Annotated in this window: 17 protein-coding genes; 6 read left to right on the top strand and 11 right to left on the bottom strand. The window is 64.9% G+C overall.

Going from position 1 to position 21,139, the window contains the following annotated elements; genetic code table 11:
* Positions 1-108 precede the first annotated feature (108 nt).
* From BBA01S_RS13815 to BBA01S_RS13775, 9 genes are all read right to left on the bottom strand, one after another.
* A complete protein-coding gene (locus BBA01S_RS13815) occupies positions 109-1,236 on the bottom strand; it encodes an ABC transporter permease (RefSeq protein WP_027816976.1) in 1,128 nt (375 codons plus the stop codon).
* Position 1,237: 1 nt separating this feature from the next.
* Positions 1,238-3,973 carry a ribosome-associated ATPase/putative transporter RbbA gene (rbbA, locus tag BBA01S_RS13810; RefSeq protein ID WP_027816975.1) on the bottom strand — a complete coding sequence of 912 codons (2,736 nt, stop codon included), beginning with the start codon at positions 3,971-3,973 and terminating at the stop codon, positions 1,238-1,240.
* Positions 3,973-5,040, bottom strand: a complete 1,068-nt coding sequence (locus BBA01S_RS13805) for an HlyD family secretion protein (RefSeq protein WP_042297073.1) — start codon at positions 5,038-5,040, stop codon at positions 3,973-3,975. The genes rbbA and BBA01S_RS13805 overlap by 1 nt, the downstream gene beginning before the upstream one ends.
* A 14-nt stretch (positions 5,041-5,054) precedes the next feature.
* Complete coding sequence (locus BBA01S_RS13800; RefSeq protein ID WP_042297071.1) at positions 5,055-6,554, bottom strand: efflux transporter outer membrane subunit; 1,500 nt, start codon at positions 6,552-6,554, stop codon at positions 5,055-5,057.
* A 679-nt stretch (positions 6,555-7,233) separates the two neighbouring features.
* Positions 7,234-7,695 (bottom strand): hypothetical protein, encoded by a 462-nt coding sequence (locus BBA01S_RS13795; RefSeq protein WP_027816972.1) that lies wholly within the window; start codon positions 7,693-7,695, stop codon positions 7,234-7,236.
* A 172-nt stretch (positions 7,696-7,867) separates the two neighbouring features.
* Positions 7,868-9,586, bottom strand: a complete 1,719-nt coding sequence (locus tag BBA01S_RS13790) for a lactate permease LctP family transporter (RefSeq protein ID WP_027816971.1) — start codon at positions 9,584-9,586, stop codon at positions 7,868-7,870.
* 97 nt (positions 9,587-9,683) lie between these two features.
* On the bottom strand, positions 9,684-11,177 hold the full coding sequence (locus tag BBA01S_RS13785; RefSeq protein WP_042297069.1) for a LutB/LldF family L-lactate oxidation iron-sulfur protein: 1,494 nt from the start codon (positions 11,175-11,177) through the stop codon (positions 9,684-9,686).
* Positions 11,174-11,908 carry a LutC/YkgG family protein gene (locus BBA01S_RS13780; RefSeq protein WP_042297067.1) on the bottom strand — a complete coding sequence of 245 codons (735 nt, stop codon included), beginning with the start codon at positions 11,906-11,908 and terminating at the stop codon, positions 11,174-11,176. Before BBA01S_RS13780 ends, BBA01S_RS13785 begins: the two co-directional genes overlap by 4 nt.
* Entirely contained in the window at positions 11,905-12,717 is an 813-nt protein-coding gene (locus BBA01S_RS13775; RefSeq protein ID WP_027816968.1) for a (Fe-S)-binding protein, read from the bottom strand. The genes BBA01S_RS13780 and BBA01S_RS13775 overlap by 4 nt, the downstream gene beginning before the upstream one ends.
* 170 nt (positions 12,718-12,887) lie before the next feature.
* Between BBA01S_RS13775 and BBA01S_RS41160 the strand changes: the two genes are divergently transcribed.
* From BBA01S_RS41160 to ppk2, 3 genes are all read left to right on the top strand, one after another.
* Complete coding sequence (locus BBA01S_RS41160; protein WP_084162137.1) at positions 12,888-13,658, top strand: FadR/GntR family transcriptional regulator; 771 nt, start codon at positions 12,888-12,890, stop codon at positions 13,656-13,658.
* Between the two features lie 153 nt (positions 13,659-13,811).
* Entirely contained in the window at positions 13,812-14,192 is a 381-nt protein-coding gene (locus BBA01S_RS13765) for a VOC family protein (protein WP_027816967.1), read from the top strand.
* Positions 14,193-14,380: 188 nt separating this feature from the next.
* Positions 14,381-15,307, top strand: coding sequence for a polyphosphate kinase 2 (ppk2, locus tag BBA01S_RS13760; RefSeq protein WP_027816966.1), 927 nt, complete (start codon positions 14,381-14,383; stop codon positions 15,305-15,307).
* A gap of 101 nt (positions 15,308-15,408) precedes the next feature.
* On the opposite strand, the gene BBA01S_RS13755 is transcribed toward ppk2, so the two are convergent.
* Positions 15,409-16,998, bottom strand: coding sequence for an inorganic phosphate transporter (locus BBA01S_RS13755; protein WP_027816965.1), 1,590 nt, complete (start codon positions 16,996-16,998; stop codon positions 15,409-15,411).
* Positions 16,999-17,212: 214 nt separating this feature from the next.
* On the opposite strand from BBA01S_RS13755, the gene BBA01S_RS13750 reads away from it, so the two are divergent.
* A complete protein-coding gene (locus tag BBA01S_RS13750) occupies positions 17,213-18,850 on the top strand; it encodes a GGDEF domain-containing protein (RefSeq protein WP_245641495.1) in 1,638 nt (545 codons plus the stop codon).
* Positions 18,851-18,861: 11 nt separating this feature from the next.
* On the opposite strand, the gene BBA01S_RS13745 is transcribed toward BBA01S_RS13750, so the two are convergent.
* Complete coding sequence (locus BBA01S_RS13745) at positions 18,862-19,266, bottom strand: helix-turn-helix domain-containing protein (protein ID WP_027816963.1); 405 nt, start codon at positions 19,264-19,266, stop codon at positions 18,862-18,864.
* A gap of 697 nt (positions 19,267-19,963) precedes the next feature.
* On the opposite strand from BBA01S_RS13745, the gene BBA01S_RS41155 reads away from it, so the two are divergent.
* Entirely contained in the window at positions 19,964-20,359 is a 396-nt protein-coding gene (locus BBA01S_RS41155) for a hypothetical protein (protein WP_042297064.1), read from the top strand.
* A gap of 100 nt (positions 20,360-20,459) precedes the next feature.
* Positions 20,460-21,071, top strand: a complete 612-nt coding sequence (locus BBA01S_RS13735) for a hypothetical protein (protein WP_027816962.1) — start codon at positions 20,460-20,462, stop codon at positions 21,069-21,071.
* Positions 21,072-21,139 lie beyond the last annotated feature (68 nt).

The following is a 21,139-nucleotide window of genomic DNA, read 5'->3' as shown; positions in this document are numbered from 1 at the left end:
CTCCCCTGGCCGCTCGACCGCAGCACACGATCATAGCCGCAAACGGGGACGGAGTTCATCTATGTGGCATGAACGCAAACATGGTGTGCGCCGACGGCGCCAACCGCATCAGGCCATGCGGCTGAGCGTCTTGCGAAAGCGCGCGAGCGAGAGCGCGAACAGCACGCTGCCGATCACGGCGAGCCACAGGAACGGCTGCCAGACGACGGAGAGGCCCGCGCCACGGAACAGGATCGCCTGGCCCAGCTCGACGAAATGCGTGGTGGGCGCGGCCAGCATGATGTTCTGCACGAACTCGGGCATGCTTTCGCGCGGCGTGCTGCCGCCCGAGAGCATCTGCAAGGGAAGCAGCACAAGGACGAGCAGCATGCCGAACTGCGGCATGCTGCGCGCCAGCGTCGCCATGAAAATGCCCATCGACGTGGTGGCAAACAGGTGCAGCGCCGCGCCCGCGAGAAAGAGCGCGACCGAGCCTTCGATGGGCACATGCAGCGCGCCGCGCACGATCAGCGTGAGCGAGAGCGCCGCGGCCACCAGCACGACCAGGCCCATCGACCAGACCTTGGCGAGCATGATTTCGGTGGGCGTGACGGGCATCACCAGTAGATGCTCGATGGTGCCGTGCTCGCGCTCGCGAATCAGCGCCGCGCCGGTCAGGATGATCGACAGCATCGTGACGTTGTTGATGATTTCCATCAGCGAGCCGAACCACGCCTGCGTGAGATTCGGGTTGAAGCGCATGCGTATCGCGAGATCGACGGGGAGTTCGGTGGGCGCGCGATAGCGGTTCACGAATTCCGTTGCCTCGTCGTTGACGATCTGCTGCACATAGCTGCTGCCCGTGAACGCCTGGCTCATGCGCGTGGCGTCCACGTTGAGCTGGATCTGCGCGGCGCGCCCTGCGAGCACGTCGCGCTGGAGATTGGGCGGGATGTTGAGCACGAAGGTGTAGTTGCCCGCATCCATGCCGCGATCGGCCTGCTCGGGCGTGACCGCTTGCGGCGCAAGAAAGTGCGGCGGATAGAATGCATGAATGATGCGCTGGGACAGCGGCGAAACATCGTTGTCGATCACGGCGATGGGCGCCATATGCAGCGACTCCGGGCGCGAAGTCGCCGACGAATAGATCATCGCCGTGAACGAAAACACGATGAGGATCAGCAGCATCGGGTCGCGCGCGAGGCTCCAGAGCTCCTTGACGCCCAGGCGATAGATGTTGGCGAGGTGTCGGCGCATATCAGCTCTCCTGCTTCTTGAGCAGCGCGACGGTCAGGCCCAGCACGAGGGGCGTGGCAAGCGCCAGCGGCCAGATGGACTGCCAGAGGTCGCCAAAGTCGAGCGCCTTGTTGAACACGCCGCGGCTGATGGTCAGCATGTAGCTGGCCGGATAGACCTGGCCGATGAAGCGCCCGGCGCCTTCGAGCGACGACACGGGCGTGATGAGCCCCGCGAACTGCACCGAAGGCACCATCGTGCCGATCATCGTGAAGAACAGTGCGGCGATCTGGCTTTTCGTGAAGGTCGAGGCGAGCAGGCCGATGGCGGTGGCGCACAGGCAATACAGCACGGCAGCGCCAAACAGCGTGGGGAAGCTGCCTTTGATCGGCACACCGAACAAAGTGACGGCGAGCAGCGTCATCAGCAGGAAGTTCAGCATCGCGAGCAGCACATAGGGCGCCTGCTTGCCGAGCAGGAACTCAAGCCGCGTGACCGGCGTGACATACAGATTGATGATCGAACCGAGTTCCTTTTCGCGCACCACGGCAAGCGCCGTGAGCATCGCAGGCATCATCAGCAGCAGCACCGGAATCACGGCGGGCACCATCGCGGGCAGGCTGCGCACGTCGGGGTTGTAGCGAAAGCGCGTCTCGACCGATACGGCCGTGTGCGCGTCGGCGCCCAGACGTTGCTTTGCTTGTTGCAGCAACCAGCTCTGGTGCATGGCGATGACATAGCCCCGCACCGTTTCTGCGCGTTGCGGCATCGCGCCGTCAATCCATACGCCCAGGTCTACGGACTTGCCGCGCGCCACGTCGCGCGCGAAACCCGGCGGAATCTCCATCGCAAAGGCCAGTTCGCCGCTGCGCATGCGGCGATCCATCTCTGCGTAACTCGCAATGGGTGGACGCTCGATGAAATAGCGCGAGCCGGAGAGGTTCAGGTCGTAGTTGTGCGAGAGGGAGGTCTGGTCGTGATCGAGTACGGCGAAGCGCAGGTCTTCCACGTCCATGCTGATGCCAAAGCCCATCACGAAAAGCAGCAGCAGCGAGCCCGCGAGTGCGAGCGTTGCGCGCACCGGATCGCGGCGCAGTTCCAGTGCTTCGCGCCACATATAGCTGTAGGCGCGCTGGAAGCTGAAGCCGCGATGTTGTGTGGCGTGCGCTTGCTCGTCCGGGTTCTCAGCGAGCGCTGAGAGTTCGGAGGTCGTATCGCCTGCCGTGCCTGCGCCCGCATCGACCAGATAAGCGATGAACGCGTCCTCCAGCGTGGCCGCGCCGCGCATCGCGGTGATGGCGGCAGGCGTGTCGCTTACCAGTACGCGGCCCGCGTGCATCAGCGAGATGCGGTCGCAGCGTCCCGCCTCGTTCATGAAGTGCGTGGAGATGAAAATGGTCACCTGGTCGTCGCGTGCGAGCGCGATCAGCAGGCGCCAGAAGTTGTCGCGTGCGACCGGATCGACGCCGGAGGTCGGTTCGTCGAGGATCAGCAGCTCGGGCTTGTGAACCATCGCGACCGCGAGCGAAAGACGCTGGCGCACGCCCAGTGGCAGGCTGTCGGGCAGCGTGTCGAGAGACTCGGCGAGGTCGAAGCGCTCGACCATTTCGCTCACGCGCGCGGGAATATCGGCTTCGGGCACATGAAAGAGCCGCGCGTGCAGCACGAGATTCTGGCGCACCGTCAGTTCGCCATAAAGCGAAAACGCTTGCGACATGTAGCCGACGCGGCGGCGCGTGTCGAGGTCGCGCGGATCGACTTCATGTCCGAACAGCCACGCCTGGCCTTCGCTCGCGGGCAGCAGCCCCGTGAGCATTTTCATCGTCGTGGACTTGCCGCAGCCGTTCGAGCCGAGAAAGCCGAAGATCTCGCCGCGCCGGATCCGGAAGCTCACGTGATCGACGGCGACGAAATCGCCGAAGCGCATCGTCAGGTCTTTGGCCTCGATGGCGATGGTGGCATTGTCGTCGGCTAGAAGCGGGGTGATTTCGACGGGCTCATGGCCGCGCTTCTTTGCTTCGGGCAGCAGCGCGATAAAGGCCTCTTCGAGCGATTCGGTCTGCGTACGACCCAGCAGTTCGGCGGGCGTGCCGGTCGCGAGAATCGCGCCGTCGTCCATCGCGATCAGCCAGTCGAAGCGCTGCGCTTCGTCCATGTAGGCGGTGGCGACGATCACGCTCATCGACGGGCGTTCCTTGCGAATGCCGTTGATGAGATCCCAGAACTGCGCGCGTGCGAGCGGATCGACGCCCGTGGTGGGCTCGTCGAGTATCAGCAGGTCGGGGTCGTGGATCAGCGCGCAGCACAGGCCGAGCTTCTGCTTCATGCCGCCCGACAGCTTGCCCGCTGGCCGCGCGAGAAACGGATCGAGGCCGGTGCTGCGCGTGAGCGCGTCGATGCGGCGACGCCGCTCCGCCTCGTCATGGCCGAACAGGCGGCCAAAGAACTGCAGGTTTTCCTCGACGGACAGCGTGGGATACAGGTTCTTGCCGAGCCCTTGCGGCATGTAGGCGATGCGCGGGCAGACGGCGTCGCGGTGCGCCTTGCTCGCCATGTCGCCGCCGAGCACCCACACCTTGCCTTCCTGCACGGCGCGCGAGCCCGCCACGAGCGCGAGCAGGCTCGACTTGCCCACGCCATCTGGGCCGATCAATCCGACCATCAGTCCGGCGGGGACGTCCTGCGTGATATCGCGCAGCGCGACGGTCTTGCCGTAATGCAGGCTGACGTGTTCGATGCGGACGGCGGGCTCGCTCATCAGGGCACCTTCACCTGCAGATTCGCGGGCCATGTTTCATTGGCGTCGAGCTTGACCCACGCCACGCCCGGCAAGCCGGTCTTCACGTACTTCAGGTGCTTCTGCAGCAGGTCTCGGTCGATCTGCGCCTTCACGCGGAACATGAGTTTCTGGCGCTCGCTCTGCGTCTCGACGGTCTTGGGCGTGAACTGCGCCGTGGCGGAAACAAAGGTGATCTTCGCGGGGATCACCCATTGCGGCGCGGCGTCCAGAATGATGTGCACATCCTGGCCCAGCGCCACACGTCCGGCGGCCTGCTCGGGCAGGAAGAACGTCATGTAGACATCCGAAAGATCGACCATGTTGAGCACCTTGCCGCCCGCGCCCAGCACCTCGCCCGGCTGGGCGACGCGATACTGCACGCGGCCCGCGCGCGGCGCCTTCAGGTCGCTGTCGTGGATGTCGGCGTTGATGCGGTCGATGGTGGCCTGCGCGGCGGCAATCGCCGATTCCGCGCCGGTCTGCTGCGCGCGCGCGGCCGTCACCGCTGCCGCGGCGGCGGTGACCTGCGCCTTCGCTGCGGCCACGGCGGCTTGTGCGCTGCGCACGCGCGCACGGTCGTCGTCGAGTTCCTGCATCGACGATGCGCCTTCCTTCGAGAGCGTTTCGGAGCGCGCGAGCCGGCGTTTTGCAGCGTCGAGTTCGCTTTCGCGCTGGGCCACGCCTGCTTCGGCGGCGCGCTGGTCGCTTTCGCGCAGCGCAACTTGCGCCTTCGCGCTCGCGTCCGCGTTGATCGCCTGCTGATGCTGCGCGGTCGCTTCATTGCGTTGCGCCTGCAACGTATCGACCTGCATGTGCGCGAGCGTCTGGCCCGCGCTCACAAAGTCGCCTTCCTGCACGAGCACGTCCTGCACGCGTGCGGCGAGCTTGGTGGCGACGTCGATCTCGGTCGCCTCAATGCGGCCATTGCCGCTCACGAAGCCTTCACCGGGGCCGCGATCCGCGTAATAGCGCCAGCCGAAATAGCCGCCCGCCGCGACGGCAATGACGATAAGCGCGGGAATCCATTTGCGGGCTGAAATCTGCATGATGGGGCCTTTAATCAGGGAGTATTCGGTGTAGTGCCCGAAGCGGGGGCGGGTGCCTGGGCGCTGGAGGCGAAGCCGCCGCCGCCAAGCGCCGCGTAGAGCGACACGCGGCTCGACAACAGGGCGCGGCGCGTTTCCACGAGCTGCTGCTGCACGACCAGCAGGTCGCGTTGCGCATCGAGCACTTCAAGGAACGGCGACGCGCCGTGGTCGTAGCGCAGCTGCGCAAGGCGTGCGCGCTCGGCCTGGGCTTGTTCGGTTGCGCGCAAGGTCTCCACCTGTTCGGCGAGCCATTGACGCGCGGCCAGCGCGTCGGCGACGTCGCGGAATGCCGACTGCACCGAGCGCTCGTACGACGTCACGGCCTGGTCGCGCTGCGACTTTGCGACTTCGAGATTCGCTTCGCGGCGGCCCATGTCGAAGATCGGCAGCGAAATGCCGGGGCCGAAACTCCACGCGCGGCTTGGGCCGGTGAAGAGATCGGAGAGCTGCGTGCTGGCCGTGCCGAGCGAGCCGGTAAGGGTGATCTTGGGGAAGAACTCGGCGCGCGCTGCGCCGATGTTGGCGTTGGCTGCGCGCAACTGGTATTCGGCGGCGACGATGTCGGGACGGTTGGTGAGCAGGTCGGACGGCAGGCCCGCAGGCAGGTCACTCATGACGGACGCATCGTCGAGGCGCAGGTCGGCGTGCGGCAGGTCTACGGGCTTGCCAACAAGCAATTGAAGCGCGTTCACGCGCGTGGCGCGCTCCTGCTGGAGCTGTGCGCCAAGCGCGACAGCCTGGCGCCACAAGGTTTCGACCTGCTTGAGATCGAGCTTTGAAATCGCGCCTACCTCATAGCGGCGCTTGAAAATGCGATACGACTTTTCGCGGCTGGCGATGGTTGCTTGCGCAAGCATGATGCGCTCGTCGAGTTCGCGCAGGCTCAGATAACTGTTGGCGACCTGCTCGACCAGCGTGAGCGTGACGGCCTGGCGCGCGGCGTCGCTCGCCAGATAGTTTTGCAGCGCCGCTTCCTTCAGATTGGACACGCGGCCCCAGAAGTCGAGCTCCCATGTCGCGAGGCCGATGCCGACCTGGTACTGGCTGGCCGTCATGGGGCGGCCAATGCCGGACAGATCGGCGGGCACGCGGGCGCGCGCGAGATCGGCTTCGACGCCGAGCGTCGGGAACTGATCGGCACGGCGGATGCCGTACATCGCGCGTGCTTCCTCGACCCGCTGGATCGCCAGTTGCAGGTCGCGGTTGTATTCGAGCGCTTCGGCGATCAGGCCTTGCAGCGTGGGATCGGTGAAATAGTCCTTCCAGCCGATGGTCGTGGCGCTCAGCGCGCTCGCGCCGGCCTGCTGGGCGGCGGCATCGGGAAAGGTCTGTGCAACTGGCAGCGGCGGTTGCTCGTAGCTGGGCGCAAGTGAAACGCAGCCCGCGAGCATTGCAATCAGCGAAACATAGAGGACAGCCCGCGCAGGGGCGGACGGGCCGTTCGCACCATGATGGACGAAGCGACAAATCATCGATGAGTACTCCTCTCGTGCAGTTGACTGCGGTACGCGAACGCGCGAGCGACGCGTGCACCGCGAAGGTGCGGTGTGAGTCGAGCTTGCTGCGTGCGTTGGTCGAAGAGCGAGACGGGTGGTGATCGGACTATCGAACATCAGCGTGCGCCGCCCCTCGTCACTGTCGCGGTGAATGCCGCGGCAACGACGGGACTCGCGCCCGGCCTAACAATAGATGTGACGCGCCGCCGCGCGACAAGTGCCAGGGGTGCGACGCGGTGCCGCCCTGAAGGGCGCCAATGCTGTCTTGCTGATGTGAGTCGTGGCGCGCCAGACGGGGCGCGTAAGGGGATCTGCGGCGGGGTGTCGCGTGCGGGCGGCTTTCAGGAACGCCCCACGCGGCCGTGCGCCTCGCGATGAGGCGAATGGATCGTTGCGTGGTCATCATCTCGTTGCGCGTGTGGCGAACGAATGCAGGCCGCGGGATGCGGTTCGCATCGCCCGAGAATTACGCACGATGCGCGCGCAACTCTTTTCTGCATCGATCGTGACACAAGCGCAAAAATGGTGACGGCCAGGTGCGCGATTTATCTTTTAGGGCCTGTTTTAAGCATGAAAATCACGCATGACGATAACAAACGTTGGCGATAGCAGCGCTTCAGATGCTGGAGCGCTGCTCGATTCGATCAAGTCGAACTCAGGTCGGCCACACAAAAGCTTCATGTTCGTGTGTCGTCTTGCCGACATCGACCGCGCGCTTGACGGTCTTGCCATCGTGGCTTGCGCTCACCACATAGTGACCATGAGGCAGCGCGACGAGCATGAACGGCCCATGCGTGCGTGTGGATAGCAGCGTGTCGCCGTGGGCGTCGGCGATCGTTACGGGCACGTCGGCCAGATATTCGTTGCCGTTTGCCGATTGACGCGCGAATTCGAGCGAGAGCGGATAGCGCGAGGTCGCGGCCTTGAACGCCGCCGACTGGTCGCTGCCGATGCCGCCCGATACATACGCAATGCCGCCCGCGTGTTGCACAGGCGGCAGGCCGTTCGCGACGTTGTTCATGGTCGCGGCAAATGCGCATTGCGCACCGAGTGCGAGCGTGAGCGTGGCAGCCAGCGAGAGCGCAGCGGTCTTGTATTGAACTGAGCGTGCATTCATTTTCCACCTCTATCGGTTCGTCGATCAGACCCGGCCTGCTGCACCGGACGAATCAAGCGTAGATTTCGTCCCTTAAACGCGGCTTAAAAGTATCGATGAATAAAAATTTAAGGCCGTCGTCCGCGTGTGCGGGCGACGGCCTTTCAAGGGCGATACAAAAGCGTCAGGAGGCTTACTGCGGGATCATGCCCGTCAGGACATACGCCTGGATCAGCGTGACGACGCCCACAATCGCCGCGAAAAAAAGGCTATGACGCAGCGTGAAGCGGAACAGCGAAGACTCCTTGCCGACGAGACCCGTCGCCGCGCAGGCGACGGCGATCGACTGCGGCGAGATCATCTTGCCGCTCACGCCGCCCGAGGTGTTGGCCGCGACGAGCAAGGTGTCCGACACGCCGATCTGGTGCGCCGTGGTGTGCTGCAAGGAGCAGAACAGCGCATTCGATGAGGTATCCGAACCAGTCAGGAACACGCCCAGCCAGCCGAGGAACGGCGAGAAGAACGGGAACGCGGCGCCGGTTCCGGCGAGCGCCAGCGCGAGCGTCGACGACATGCCCGAATAGTTCGCGACGAAAGCGAACGCCAGCACGAGGCCAATCGACAGGACAGGGCGGCGCAGCTCGCCGAGCGTTTCGAAGAAAGCAGCGACGGCGGCGCGCGGCTTCATCTTGAGGATCAGCGCGGAGACGATGGCAGTCAGCATGATCGCGGTGCCCACTGCCGAGAGCCAGTCGAGCTTGAACACGGCGTCATACGGCTTGGCCGAAGCAACGATGGGCGCGGTACGCACGACAAGCTGGTCGAGGCCCGGCACATGGACGCTCAGCACGGTGCCGGCAAGCGGGCCTTTCGCGGCGAACAGCGCCTTGAACGGCTTGACGCTCCAGACCGTGACGATGGCGGTCAGCAGGATGAATGGCGACCAGGCGCGCACGGTTTGCGCGAGGCTATACGGCGAGGCCTGGCGGCTCGCGGACACTGCGTCAGTGCTTCGATTGGCACTGCCGCCAAAGCCGCCGAGCGCGGCCGCGCCGCCGCTCACGCGCACATTCGACGCCGCGCCTTGCGCGGCACGACGCGGCGACCACACCTTGAGGAAGGCGGCGAGCGCAACGAGACTCACGAGGGCCGAGGTGATGTCCGGAAGTTCCGGCCCGATGTGATTCGACGTGAAGTATTGCGTGAGCGCGAAACTGCCGCCCGCGACGAGCGCGGCGGGCCACGTTTCCTTCAGGCCGCGCTTGCCGTCCATGATGAAGACCAGCCAGAACGGCACGAACAGCGACAGCAGCGGCAACTGGCGGCCCGCCATCGCGCCGATCAGGAACGGGTCGATGCCCGTTACCTGGCCTGCGACGATGATCGGAATGCCCATCGCGCCAAACGCGACCGGCGCGGTGTTGGCGATCAGGCACAGACCCGCTGCATACAGCGGCTCGAATCCCAGCCCGACGAGCAGCGCCGACGTGATCGCAACCGGCGCGCCGAAGCCTGCCGCACCTTCCAGGAAGGCTCCAAACGAAAAACCGATCAGCAGCAGTTGCAGGCGCTGGTCGTCGGTGATCGAAAGCACCGAGGCGCGAATGACTTCGAATTGCCCCGTCTTCACGACGATCTTGTAGAGGAACACGGCGGTGACGATGATCCATGCAATCGGCCAGAGACCGTAGGCGAAGCCAAAGCCCGCTGAAACGAGGGCCTGGCGCACCGGCATGCCATATTCGAAGACGGCCACGCCCAGCGCGAGCACGAGCGTAATGGCCGCTGCGACGTGGCCTTTGAGGCGCAGCCCTGCGAGCGCGACGAAGAAGAACAGGATGGGGATGGCCGCCACGAGCGCGGATAGCCACAGACTGCCAAGCGGGGTATAGGTTTGAAGCCAGGGTTGCACTACGGTCTCCTCCGATGATGCGGGTCTAAATGATGTGGAAATCGTCAGGCACGGCTTGGAATATATTTCGCATGCCTGATGATGTTGGCGCGTGCCGCTATTGCGGCTGGTCGCGCTCGCGCAACAGGTCGTGCAAGCTGCGCGGCGCGGGCTTGAGCGGCGTTCGATGCTGCGTCCAGCCCATTTGCTGCGAGGGCGCGAGCGCTCGCAAACGCGTAGCGGCCCAGCGCAGCGCGCGATATGCACGGGGATGCGCGAATGCGCCGCTCCAGAAGCGCCAGATGAACTGTTCGCTGCGGCTATGGTTCGCGCCCTGGCCGCGCAGCGGGTGCGCGACGGCTTCGTCGGGATCGCGGTTCGCTTCGGTGCGCAGGCGCACGAGCAACTGGGGAATCGGAATGCGCACGGGACAGACTTCGCCGCATGCGCCGCACAGGCTCGATGCGGTGGGCAGATCGGCGGTTGCATCGAGGCCCAGCAGATGCGGCGAGATGATCTTGCCGATCGGGCCCGGGTAAGTCGTGCCGTAAGCATGGCCGCCGATGCGCGTGTACACCGGGCAGTGATTCATGCACGCGCCGCAGCGTATGCATTGCAGCGTGGCGCGCAGTTGATCGTCGGCGTAAGCCTGGCTGCGGCCATTGTCGAGCAGCACGAGGTGCACTTCGCGCGGGCCGTCTTTTTCGCCTTCACGGCGCGGGCTGCTGATGAGGTTGAAATACGTGGTGATCGGCTGGCCGGTCGCCGAACGCGTGAGCAGGCTCGACAGCGGCACGATATGTTCGAGCTTCGCAACCACCTTTTCCATGCCCATGATCGCGATATGCACGTCGGGCACTGTGGTCGAGAGGCGGCCATTGCCTTCGTTTTCCACGAGCCAGAGCGTGCCCGTATCCGCGGCGGCGAAGTTCACGCCGGAAAGACCGATCTGCGCATCGACAAAGGCGCGGCGCAGCGCGCGGCGGCCCGTCTGGATCAGCGCATCGACGTCCTCGGTATAGGGCGTGTCGGGGATGTGCTCCTCGAACAGATGCGCGATATCGCCCTTCGTTTTGTGGATCGCGGGCATCACGATATGCGAGGGCTTTTCGCCCGCTAGCTGCACGATGTACTCGCCCATGTCGGACTCGATGCAGGCTATGCCGCGCTCGCCGAGGTAATGATTCAGCTCGATTTCCTCGCTCGCCATCGACTTGCCCTTGATGACGCGCGTGGCCGCGTGGTGCTGTGCGATGGCGTGGACGATGCGGTTGGCGTCGTCGGCGGTTTCGGCCCAGTGGACGTGCACGCCGTTGGCGCGCAACTGCGTTTCGAGTTGTTCGAGCATCTCGGGCAGGCGTGCGAGCGCGTGCTGGCGTACCGCTTCGCCGATATCGCGCAGGGCTTCCAGCTCGTCGGCTTCGGGGAATTGCGCGGCGCGTTTGCCTTGCAGGAAATCCATCGCGCCGCGAAAGCTCTTGCGCAGTTGCGGATCGTCGAGCGCCGTGCGGGCGCGCTCGCGAAATTCGGCGGTGGGGACGAAATGCAGCGGGCTTTCGGCTTTTGCGTGTTCGATGTTTTCGACGCGTTCGGCGTGTGCGGTCGTGCTCATTGCGCGGCTCCGTGGTCGGTCACGACGATGACCCATAGCGCGCGTGGGCCGTGTGCGCCGTAAGCCGTGGTTTGCTGGATGTCCGAGGTCTTGGATGGCCCCGAGATCATCACGAGATTGGTCGGCATGCCGTCGCGCCAGCGTTCGGCCGCGACCGCGGAGTGAAGATCGGCGTGCAGGGTGCTGGCGTGAACCAGCGCGATGTGCAGCGGCGGCACGAGCGACATGGTGCGCGGCGCGTTGGCATCCGGGACGACGACGAGCGTGCCGGTCGCCGCTAGACCCGAGCGGGCCACCGTAAAGCCCGCATCGACCGTGTCGAACAGTTCGGACTTCCAGGTTTCGATCGGCTTGGCGTAGGTGCGGGTCTCGATAGCCGGGGCGCTTTCGCGCAGCGCCGCTGCAAGCGCTGCGCCTTCGCGGCTGGAGGTGTCGAGCAGCAGGCGCTTCACGCCCGTGGCCGCGAGCCGTTGCGCGAGCGCGGCGGGCCATGCCTGTGCGCTCGCACACACCACGTCGGCGTGCGTGGCTTCGAGCATGCGCTGGAACTGCGCGATGCGCGCGGATTGCGTGGCGAGCATCGCCGCGTCGTGTGCGCGGCGCTGCGCGTAGTGCGCGTCGATGCGTTGATCGAGCGTTTCCACATTGGTCGCCGCCGCTGGTGCGTTGGTGCGCAGGCGGCCCAGCATGCGCGCACGCGCGCCCAGGGTATCGACGTGATCGATGCTCATGCGGCCTCCCCGCCGGTGCGGCGCCACAGGAACGAGGCGAGATGTTCGACGGCCAAAGGTGCGCCCTTGCGCTCGGCGGCGTGGCCGATGTTGAGCAGGCAGCCGCAGTCGGCGGAAACCAGCCGGTTGCAGCCCGTCGCGCACGCCGAGGCGATCTTGTCGGCGACCATTGCGCCGGAAATGTCGGGGTGCTTGAGCGAGAACGTGCCGCCAAAGCCGCAGCATTCGGATTCGCGCTCGTGGTCGATGCGGGTGACGCCCGGCAGTGCGTCGACGGCTTCGACGCCATGCACGCGCGTGCCCATTTCACGGCGCGCGCCGCACGAGGTGTGCAGCACCACGCGCTCCTCGGGTTGCTGGCTCGCGGCGTCGCCGTAAGTGCCGTTCAGGCCAAGATCGATGCCCAGCACGCGCACGAGAAATTCGGTCAGTTCGTAGACGCGTCCGGCGATGGATTCGGCGCGTGCGGCGTCGCGGCCGTCGGCTTGATCGTCGCCTTCGAACAGGGCGGGCCAGTGGTGCCGCATCATGCCTGCGCACGAGCCCGACGGTACGATGACCGGCCAGGGCTGCTCGAACAGGCCGAGCTGGGCGCGGGCGACTTCGCGCGCCTGGCGCGGGTTGCCGCTGCTGTACGCGGGTTGGCCGCAGCAGCTCTGGCCGCGCGGGAAGTGCACCGTGAGGCCTTCGCGTTCGAGCAGCTTGACGGCATCCAGGCCCGCCTGGGGCACGAACAGGTCAACGAGGCAGGTCGCGAACAGGTAGACGTCGGTGGGGCGGGGGCCGGTGGGGTAAGTCCGTGGCTTCATGTCTCGCTGTATCTCTGTAGGCGCGGATCGGCTGGTTTGTGGCGCATAATTCCCGCTTCGGGCGAAGGGATCAAACTGGTTGTACCAGTGGGTTTTCGCCTCATCGGATTGAGGCTCGGGGACAGGCAATGAGGGACAGGGCTGGCGCGCATGGGCGCGTCGAAACGGTCATGCGGCGCATGGAGACCGCGCTGCTCGACGGCACGTGGCGCGCGGGCGAGAAGCTGCCGTCCGAGCGCATGCTGGCGCAGGACTACGGCGTCGCCCGCAACACGGTGCGCGAGGCGATCCAGCGCCTCGCCGCGCGCGGTCTTGTTGCGAGCCGTGCGGGCTCGGGCGTGTTCGTCACCGATCAACTGCGCACGGGCTTTGCTTCGCCGTGGGGCCAGCTGGTGGCCGATCATCCGGCGCTGCGTGACGACATCCTCGAATTTCGCCGGGTGCTGGAAGGCGCGACCGCCTATTTCGCAGCGCTGCGCGCGAGCGACGACGACCTCGCGCGCATCCGCGAGTTGATGGACGAACTGGAGCGCACGCGCAACAGCGACGACAAGAGCGCGGAAGCCGACGCCGATGCGAAGCTCCACGAAGTCATCGCCCAGGCGTCGCACAACGCGATGTTCCTGCACTTGCACACGAGCGTGCTGGGCGTGCTGCGCGAACACATCACCATCAACGGCACGGGTCTGCGCGAGCAGACGGAAGACGCGTCCGGCCTGCTGCTGCTGCAACACCGTACGCTGTGCGACGCGATCCTCTCGCGCCGTCCCGAGGAAGCGCGCACGGCGATGCAGACGCATATCGATTTCGTGCGGGCGCGCGTGGGTGAGGAGAGCGGCTTGCTCGAAACTGGCCCTACCAGTGAGCGCGCGACGTGGCCGGTCGGCGCGCCGCCGAAGCCGAGCCCGAAGCGCCGAGCCCGGCGCACCAGTGGCGGCTGAGTGACGACCGGGCGGCGGACAAGCGACGACCAGGCGACGGCCAGGCGGCTTATAGCGGGCAAAGACTGCTAAAGTCGGCAGGAATACGGCCTGAACGAGACGCGATGAGGCGAAGGGGCCGGCACGACAAACCGACAACAAGGAGGCAAGGCCATGAACCCGCCCACCGCGCGTATCGAATCCCTGAGCGCCGTGACGCTCACCGTGAGCGACATGGCGCGTTCGGTGCGCTTTTACGAGGCGCTGGGTTTCGCACACAAACCTGGCCCGTCGATTGCTGGATTTGCGTCGTTCGTGCTGGGCGAGATCGGGCCGGCGTGCTTCCTGAACCTGCTTGAAGGGCCGCACGGCAAGGTCGACGGCTGGGGCCGCGTGATTTTGTATGTCTCGGATGTCGACGCCTTTTACGAGCAGGTCGTCGCAGCGGGCCTCACGCCTGAATTCGCACCGCAGGATGCGCCGTGGGGCGAGCGTTATTTCCATGTGCTCGATCCGGATGGCCATGAATTGAGCTTCGCCAGACCGCTGGGTTGAGGCAGTTTGCAGTCGATCGGGTCGTATGGCCCGCATTCATGCATTTGAAATATGTGTGACACCCGTAGCGCCGATAGTGGCGCGTGGCCGTGTCCGTCTGCGCGCGATACATCCGATGCCGGGATGCACGCGAAGCGCGAGCGCCGCGGGTTGCCATTCATCGAAAGAGGAGAGTCGCCATGAACGAAATGGATCGCGCAGGGCTAGAGGACAGCGCGGAAGCCGAACGCGAGCGCCGTCGCCGTCTCAACGAAGAACTCATCGACGCCTACGACGAAGAGCTCGAAATGGAAATCGACGACCGTCGGCAGGACGGCGGGCTCGAAATCAGCGACGAAGCGCGCGCGCTGCGCCGCGTCTATTTCCGCGAGCTGATCCGCCTGCAAGGCGAACTCGTGAAGATGCAGGACTGGATCGTCAGCACGGGCCACCGGCTCGTCGTGATCTTCGAAGGTCGCGATGCGGCGGGCAAGGGCGGCGTCATCAAGCGCATCACGCAGCGCCTGAACCCGCGGATGTGCCGCGTGGCCGCGCTGCCCGCGCCGAACAACCGCGAGCGCACGCAGTGGTATTTCCAGCGCTATGTCCAGCATCTGCCGGCGGGCGGCGAAATGGTGCTGTTCGACCGTAGCTGGTACAACCGCGCGGGCGTCGAGCGCGTGATGAACTTCTGCTCCGACGACGAGTACGAAGAGTTCTTCCGCTCGGTGCCGGAATTCGAAAAGATGCTGGTGCGCAGCGGCATCCAGATCGTCAAGTACTGGTTCTCGATTACCGACGACGAGCAGGAAGTGCGCTTCCAGAGCCGGATCGACGATCCGCTCAAGCAGTGGAAGCTTTCGCCGATGGATCTCGAAAGCCGTCGCCGCTGGGAAGCGTACACGCACGTCAAGGAAGCGATGCTGCAACGCTCGCATATTCCGGAAGCGCCGTGGTGGGTCGTGCAGGGCGTCGACAAGAAGCGCGCGCGCCTGAACTGCATCAGCCACCTGCTCAGCCAGGTGCCGTATCACGAGATCGAGCATCCGCAGGTGACGCTGCCCGCGCGCGTGCATCATCCGGACTATATTCGCCAGCCGGTGCCGGAAAACATGTTCGTGCCGGAGCTTTACTGATCTCGTTGTCATCGCAACGAAAAAAGCCGCGCCTCCTTAAGAGACGCGGCTTTTTTTATTGCACCGATCCCGGCCGACCTGGCCGACCCGGCCGGGGCAGGTCAGAACACGTGGCGGAACACCCAGTACAGCGCGCCAGCCAGGGCGATCGACACCGGCAGCGTGAGCACCCAGGCGAGCACGAGGCTGCGCACCGTGTTCCATTGCAGGCCCGAGCCGTTCGCGGCCATCGTGCCCGCCACGCCCGAGGACAGGACGTGCGTGGTCGAGACCGGCAGGCCGTAGACGTCGGCGGCGCCAATCGTTGCCATCGCAACGAGTTCGGCGCTCGCGCCCTGGCCGTAGGTCAGGTGCGTCTTGCCGATGCGTTCGCCCACCGTCACGACGATGCGCTTCCAGCCCACCATCGTGCCCAGGCCCAGCGCGATCGCCACCGCCACCTTCACCCACGTCGGGATGAACTTGGTCGCGTGATCGGTTTGCGCCTTGAAGTTGTCGATGGCCTTGGCGTCAGCGGGCGAGAAGGCGGGCTGCTTCGACTTGTCCATCAGGCGGATCGCTTCGGAAGTCAGGTACATGTTGTTGCGCACGTTATCGACCACCGATTGCGGCACCTGCGAGATCGATCCGTAGCCGCCAACCTGTTCGCCCACCTGGTTGGACAGCGCGGCGAGCGCGGGCACCGTGGCGGGCGTTTGCGTGCGCGAGCCGACAAAGCGCTCCACTTCCGCGCGCGCATCGGCGGGGGCGGCCACGCCGTTCGCGTACTTGTTCAGCGTGTTCGCGGCTTCGTGGGCGACGGCGATGAAGGTCTGCGTCTCGGCGGGCGTCACGGCCTTGTTGAGCGCGTAAGCCGTCGGCACCGTGCCAATCAGGATCAGCATGATGAGACCCATGCCCTTCTGGCCGTCGTTCGAGCCATGCGCGAACGAGACGCCCGTGCAGGTGAGGATCAGCAGCGCGCGGATCCAGAACGGCGGCGGCTCGTTGCCCTTGGGCTCGCTATAGAGCGCCGGCACCTTCACGAGCGCCTTGAGCACGAGCAGCAGCAGCGCGGCCAGCAGGAAGCCCACGATCGGCGAGAACAGCAGCGACTTGCCGACGCCCATCGCCTGGCTCCAGTCCACGCCGCTCGTGCCGTTGGCGCCGTGCATCATCTGGTTCATCAGGCCCACGCCGATGATCGAGCCAATCAGCGTGTGCGAGCTCGACGACGGCAGGCCGAAATACCACGTGCCCAGGTTCCAGATGATGGCGGCGATCAGCAGCGCGAACACCATGGCGAAGCCCGCGCTGCTGCCCACTTGCAGGATCAGTTCGACAGGCAGCAACTGCAGGATGCCGAAGGCCACGGCCCCGGTCGAAGTCAGCACGCCGAGGAAGTTCCACGCGCCCGACCAGATCACGGCGAGATTGGGCGACAGCGAATGCGTGTAGATGACGGTCGCAACGGCATTCGCGGTATCGTGGAAGCCGTTCACGAATTCGAAGCCCAGCGCGATCAGCAGGGCAAAGCCGAGCAGCAGCCAGGGCAAGGCGGAGCTTTCGCGCACGGGTGAGAGATCGTCGGCGAGATGCATGCCTACGTAGACGGCGCCGGCGGCGATGACAAGCAGGAAAACGAGCAGGCTCGCGTTACGACCGCGCGCGGGCGCGGCGCCCGGCTGCGGTGACAGGGAAAGATCCGGCATGACGAGCAGGCTCCTGTGTGTAGCGGGTGTGAGAGGACAACAGGGGGATTTGTTCAGTCGAAACCGCTTCGAAAGCGGCGGTGAAAGCAACGCTCCCGATCATGCGGAGCATGCGTGACGGATTGATGACATCGGCGTGCAAGCCGTGCCGAAGGACTGGCGCAAACGGTAAAAAAGGCCGCAACGAGCGGCGTTTTGTCGGAGGATTGCGTACTTGGCGGATCGTCCTATCGATGAACAGGAGGCGGCGCAGGAGCCGTCCGGGCGCGCGTTCGCTGCGGGCTGGCGGCTGCGGGCCCGGCGCTGGCTGTTCGCGCGCGGCAAGGATGTCACCGGGCTGATCGGCGAATATCCTTTTTTTGCGGCGTGGGCCGGCACGATGACCGCCACGGTGATGGCGGGACTGACCTATGCCGCGCTCTACGACGGCCGCGCCGAGGAACTGCGCCATGCCGCCGAGAATTCGTCGAACATCGTGCGGATCGTCTCAAGCGATATCGCGCGCAATGTCGAGCTTTACGATCTCTCGCTGCATGCGGTGGTCTCGGGCGCACAGCAGGCGCAGACCTGGGGGCTGCCCGACGCGCTGCGCCAGCGCATGCTGTTCGACCGTGCGACGGCGGCCTCGTATCTGGGCGGCGCGTATGTGCTGGATGCACAAGGGCATGTGAAGGCTTCGCAAAGCGGCGTGCTGGCGCCCGGCATATCGTTTGCCGATCGCGACTACTTCGTTGCGCAGCAACGCGATCCTCATGCAGGGCTGTTTATTTCGAAGCCCTATCTATCCAGGCTGCGCCAGGGCGTGCTGTCGATCGGACTGTCACGGCGCATCGATGCGCCCGATGGGGCGTTCGCGGGTGCCGCGCTGCTCGGCGTGCGGGTCGAGTATTTCCAGCAACTGGTCGAGCGCATCGACGTGGGGCAGCGTGGCGGCGTCTTCATCATCATGCAGGACGGCACGCTGCTCGCGAGCAAGCCGATGATGCCGCTGGGCATCGGCGCGAATTATGCGAGCTGGCACAACTACCGGGTCATCTCGCAGCACGACGCGGGAACCTTCACGGCCCATTCGGAGGCGGACGGCGTGGAGCGCGTCTATACCTACGCGCACGTGGGCAAGCTGCCGATCATCGTGGGCGTGGCGCCTGCCGTCGACGATATTCTTGCTAGCTGGCGGCGCCGCTCGTGGTTCGCGCTGGCGATGACGACGATGTTTGGCGGCGCGTGGGTCGCGGTGTCATGGATCCTGGCTTTCGCCCTGCGCGACAAGATGCTCGCGCAAGCGGCGTTGCAGCGCCTCGCGCTGACCGACCCGCTAACGGGCCTCGCGAACCGTCGCGCGCTTGATGAACGCCTGATTGGCGAATGGCGGCGCGCAGTGCGCTCGCAACAGCCGCTTGCGGTGCTGTTCTTCGATATCGACCACTTCAAGAACTTCAACGACACCTACGGCCACGCCGCGGGCGACGAAGTGCTCGCGCTAGTGGCCGAACGCATCGCCTCGGGCACGCGGCGCGCATCGGACATGACGGCGCGTTACGGCGGCGAAGAGTTCGCGGTCGTGCTGCCCGGTACGCCGCTGGAAGACGCGCGCAAGATCGCCGAAAAGATCCGGCGTCGCGTGGAGGCGGCCAATCTCTCGCATAGCGGTTCGCGCTATGGCCGGGTCACGGTGAGCGTGGGCTGTGCGAGCTGCGCGCCGCCGGTGCATGGCTCAGCCAGCGACGGCGGCAGCGGCGCGCAATTGCTGGCCGCCGCCGACGTGCTTCTTTACGAAGCGAAGTCGGCGGGGCGCAACCAGGTACGTGCGAAAGAATGGGCCGGCGAGGCGCTCGTGCCGCCTGCGGCCTGAACTGCGCGCCTTTAGCGCGCCGATTTCGACAGGCGGTGCCCCAGCCCCAGGTTCGACACGATCTGCCAGGTATAGACGCGCGAATAATGCACGCCAAATTGCCTGCCGATCAGTTCGCGCACGCGGCTGTTGGTCCAGGCGTCGCTGGGGAAGCCGTGCTCACGGGCGGAGCCGTGCAACGCGCCTGCGATCCAGCCTAATGCGGCCTGGTCGAGTACCGATGGACGGCCGCCCACGCTCATCTGCTGAAGCGCAGTGAGCCCGCCGTCCTCGACGATGGTTTTGTAACGGCGCACCGTCTGGGCGGAGAGGTGCAAGGAGTCGGCCACGGCATTCACCGTCGCACCATCCACCAACATCTGGCCGGCAGCCATTCGGCGCGCGACGCTTGGCAAGTTCTCGGTTCTGGTAAGCATGTGATCACTCGTCAACGAAAGATTCCGGTCATGCGGCTTACGGAAGCGCCGCTCCAGTCAACCCTCTCAGTGCATGCGGGTCTAGTCGCTTGCTACGGTCCTGCACGTCTGTTGCGTAATGCGGGGCCATCGCGGACGGCGAAACGAGGCGCCCACGCGGGGCGCTTGCGGTATTGCCCGGAGTGCTTCACTGGCACGTGGCCCAGGTTGTCCCGCAGCGGATATTAATAATTGTTTTTGTATGGATTGTGTATAGCTGGCGGAAAAATAGTCTGCTTGACTTAGCGTTTTTCCTGGTCTATCGGAAAAAATGATCGTGTCCGGTTCACTCAACAATGCCGGGTTCAGGGGGGTATTTGCGTAATGATCAGACCCAATCGGCAAACTTTATAACGTTTGCAATCCTTTTTAACGTGGCGAATGCACAGCAATGGCACACTTAAAGAGATCGAATCGGAAAATTTGTGCAGAATGCCTTTTCCGAATCGGTATGAATGGAATTAAGCACGCTTGTCGATTCGGATAAACAGGTTTGCCGGATTCGCTTAATTGCGCATTTCGCTATGCGTGTTTATGCGCAGTTATGGCTTGTTATGCAGTCCGGTTATCGTTCAACCGACGGGACGGGCAAGGCCGGTATCGTGATCCCGTGATCCGATCCACGACCTCGCTGCGAACCGCTTGACGGCTATTGGGGATGAACAAGGAACTCGACGACAAGGTTGAACGGATGCTGCGACGGGCGGCTGGCCGGCGCGGGCTCGTGCCCTATGGCGCATTTCACGCGCTGTTCGCGCAGGAGGTGCCGCTGCGCGAGCGCTACGAGATGCTCGAAACCGCGGCGGCTGCATTGTGCGAGCCGCACGTGGCCGATTACGCTTCGTTGCTCGCGACCGATTCGGGCCTGCCCGGCCCCGACTTCTATACACGCTTCAGGCGCCTGCATTCGGAGCGTTATTACGCCACGCTCGGTGCAGACCGGCATCGCATGCTCAAGCTCACGGAGAAGCGCCAGCTCGCCAGCGAGGAGCGCGAGCGCGTGTACGACCACTATCGCAACGCCGTGCTCGCGCCTGCATTGCATGAAGCATGAGTGAAGACGATTTGAGTGCCGGATTCCAGAACTGCTTAATTAGTTAGTTATGCGTGGCAATTATTTGTTTCGACAACATCTATTCCGAGGGAAGCCTGCCATGAGAGCCAGCGATCGTTCCGTTTACATGCTGCGCGTGAGCGCGATGTTGACTGCACTTGCCATTTCGGCGCCGCTTTACGCGCAGACCGCATCGGCGCCCGATGCCGCTGCGAGTGCGCCTGTCGGGGTGCTGCAAACCGGCGAGGTGCAGACCGTTGCGAAAGTGGTGAGCGTGGATCCTGCAACCAATTCCGCGACGTTGCGTGGCCCGCAGGGCAAGCAGGTGACGGTGGCGGTGGATCCGGCCGTCGGCGACGTCAGCAAGCTCGCGCCGGGCGACCAGGTCAACATCGTCTACAAGGAAGCGCTGCTGCTGCGTGCCGACAAGGTCGACACCAAGGGCATTCGCGCGCGCGTTGAAACAACCGCGGAGGTGCCCGCTTCAGGCGGCGTGGTGGCCACCGCGCGCTCTGTCCAGGTGGTGGCGACGGTGCAGAAGATCGATCGCAAACATCGCAAGGTGACGCTGCGCGGCCCGACGCGCACGGTCGTGGTGGGCGTGCCGCAGGACGTGCCGATCGAAAAGCTGAAGGTGGGTGACAACATTCGCGCCGATTATGTGGGCGCGACGGCCGTAGAAGTGACGCGCAACGGCGCACGCGTGGAGTAACACAGGCAGGCGCGCCTCCCAGTGGGCGCGCTTGCGTTATTGGAGCCAGGCGCGAAGCACAACGCCAG

The organism is Paraburkholderia bannensis NBRC 103871, from assembly GCF_000685015.1.
Lineage (GTDB): Bacteria > Pseudomonadota > Gammaproteobacteria > Burkholderiales > Burkholderiaceae > Paraburkholderia > Paraburkholderia bannensis.
Note: the sequence above shows the minus strand (reverse complement) of the source record. Positions and strands in the feature narration are given on the sequence as shown.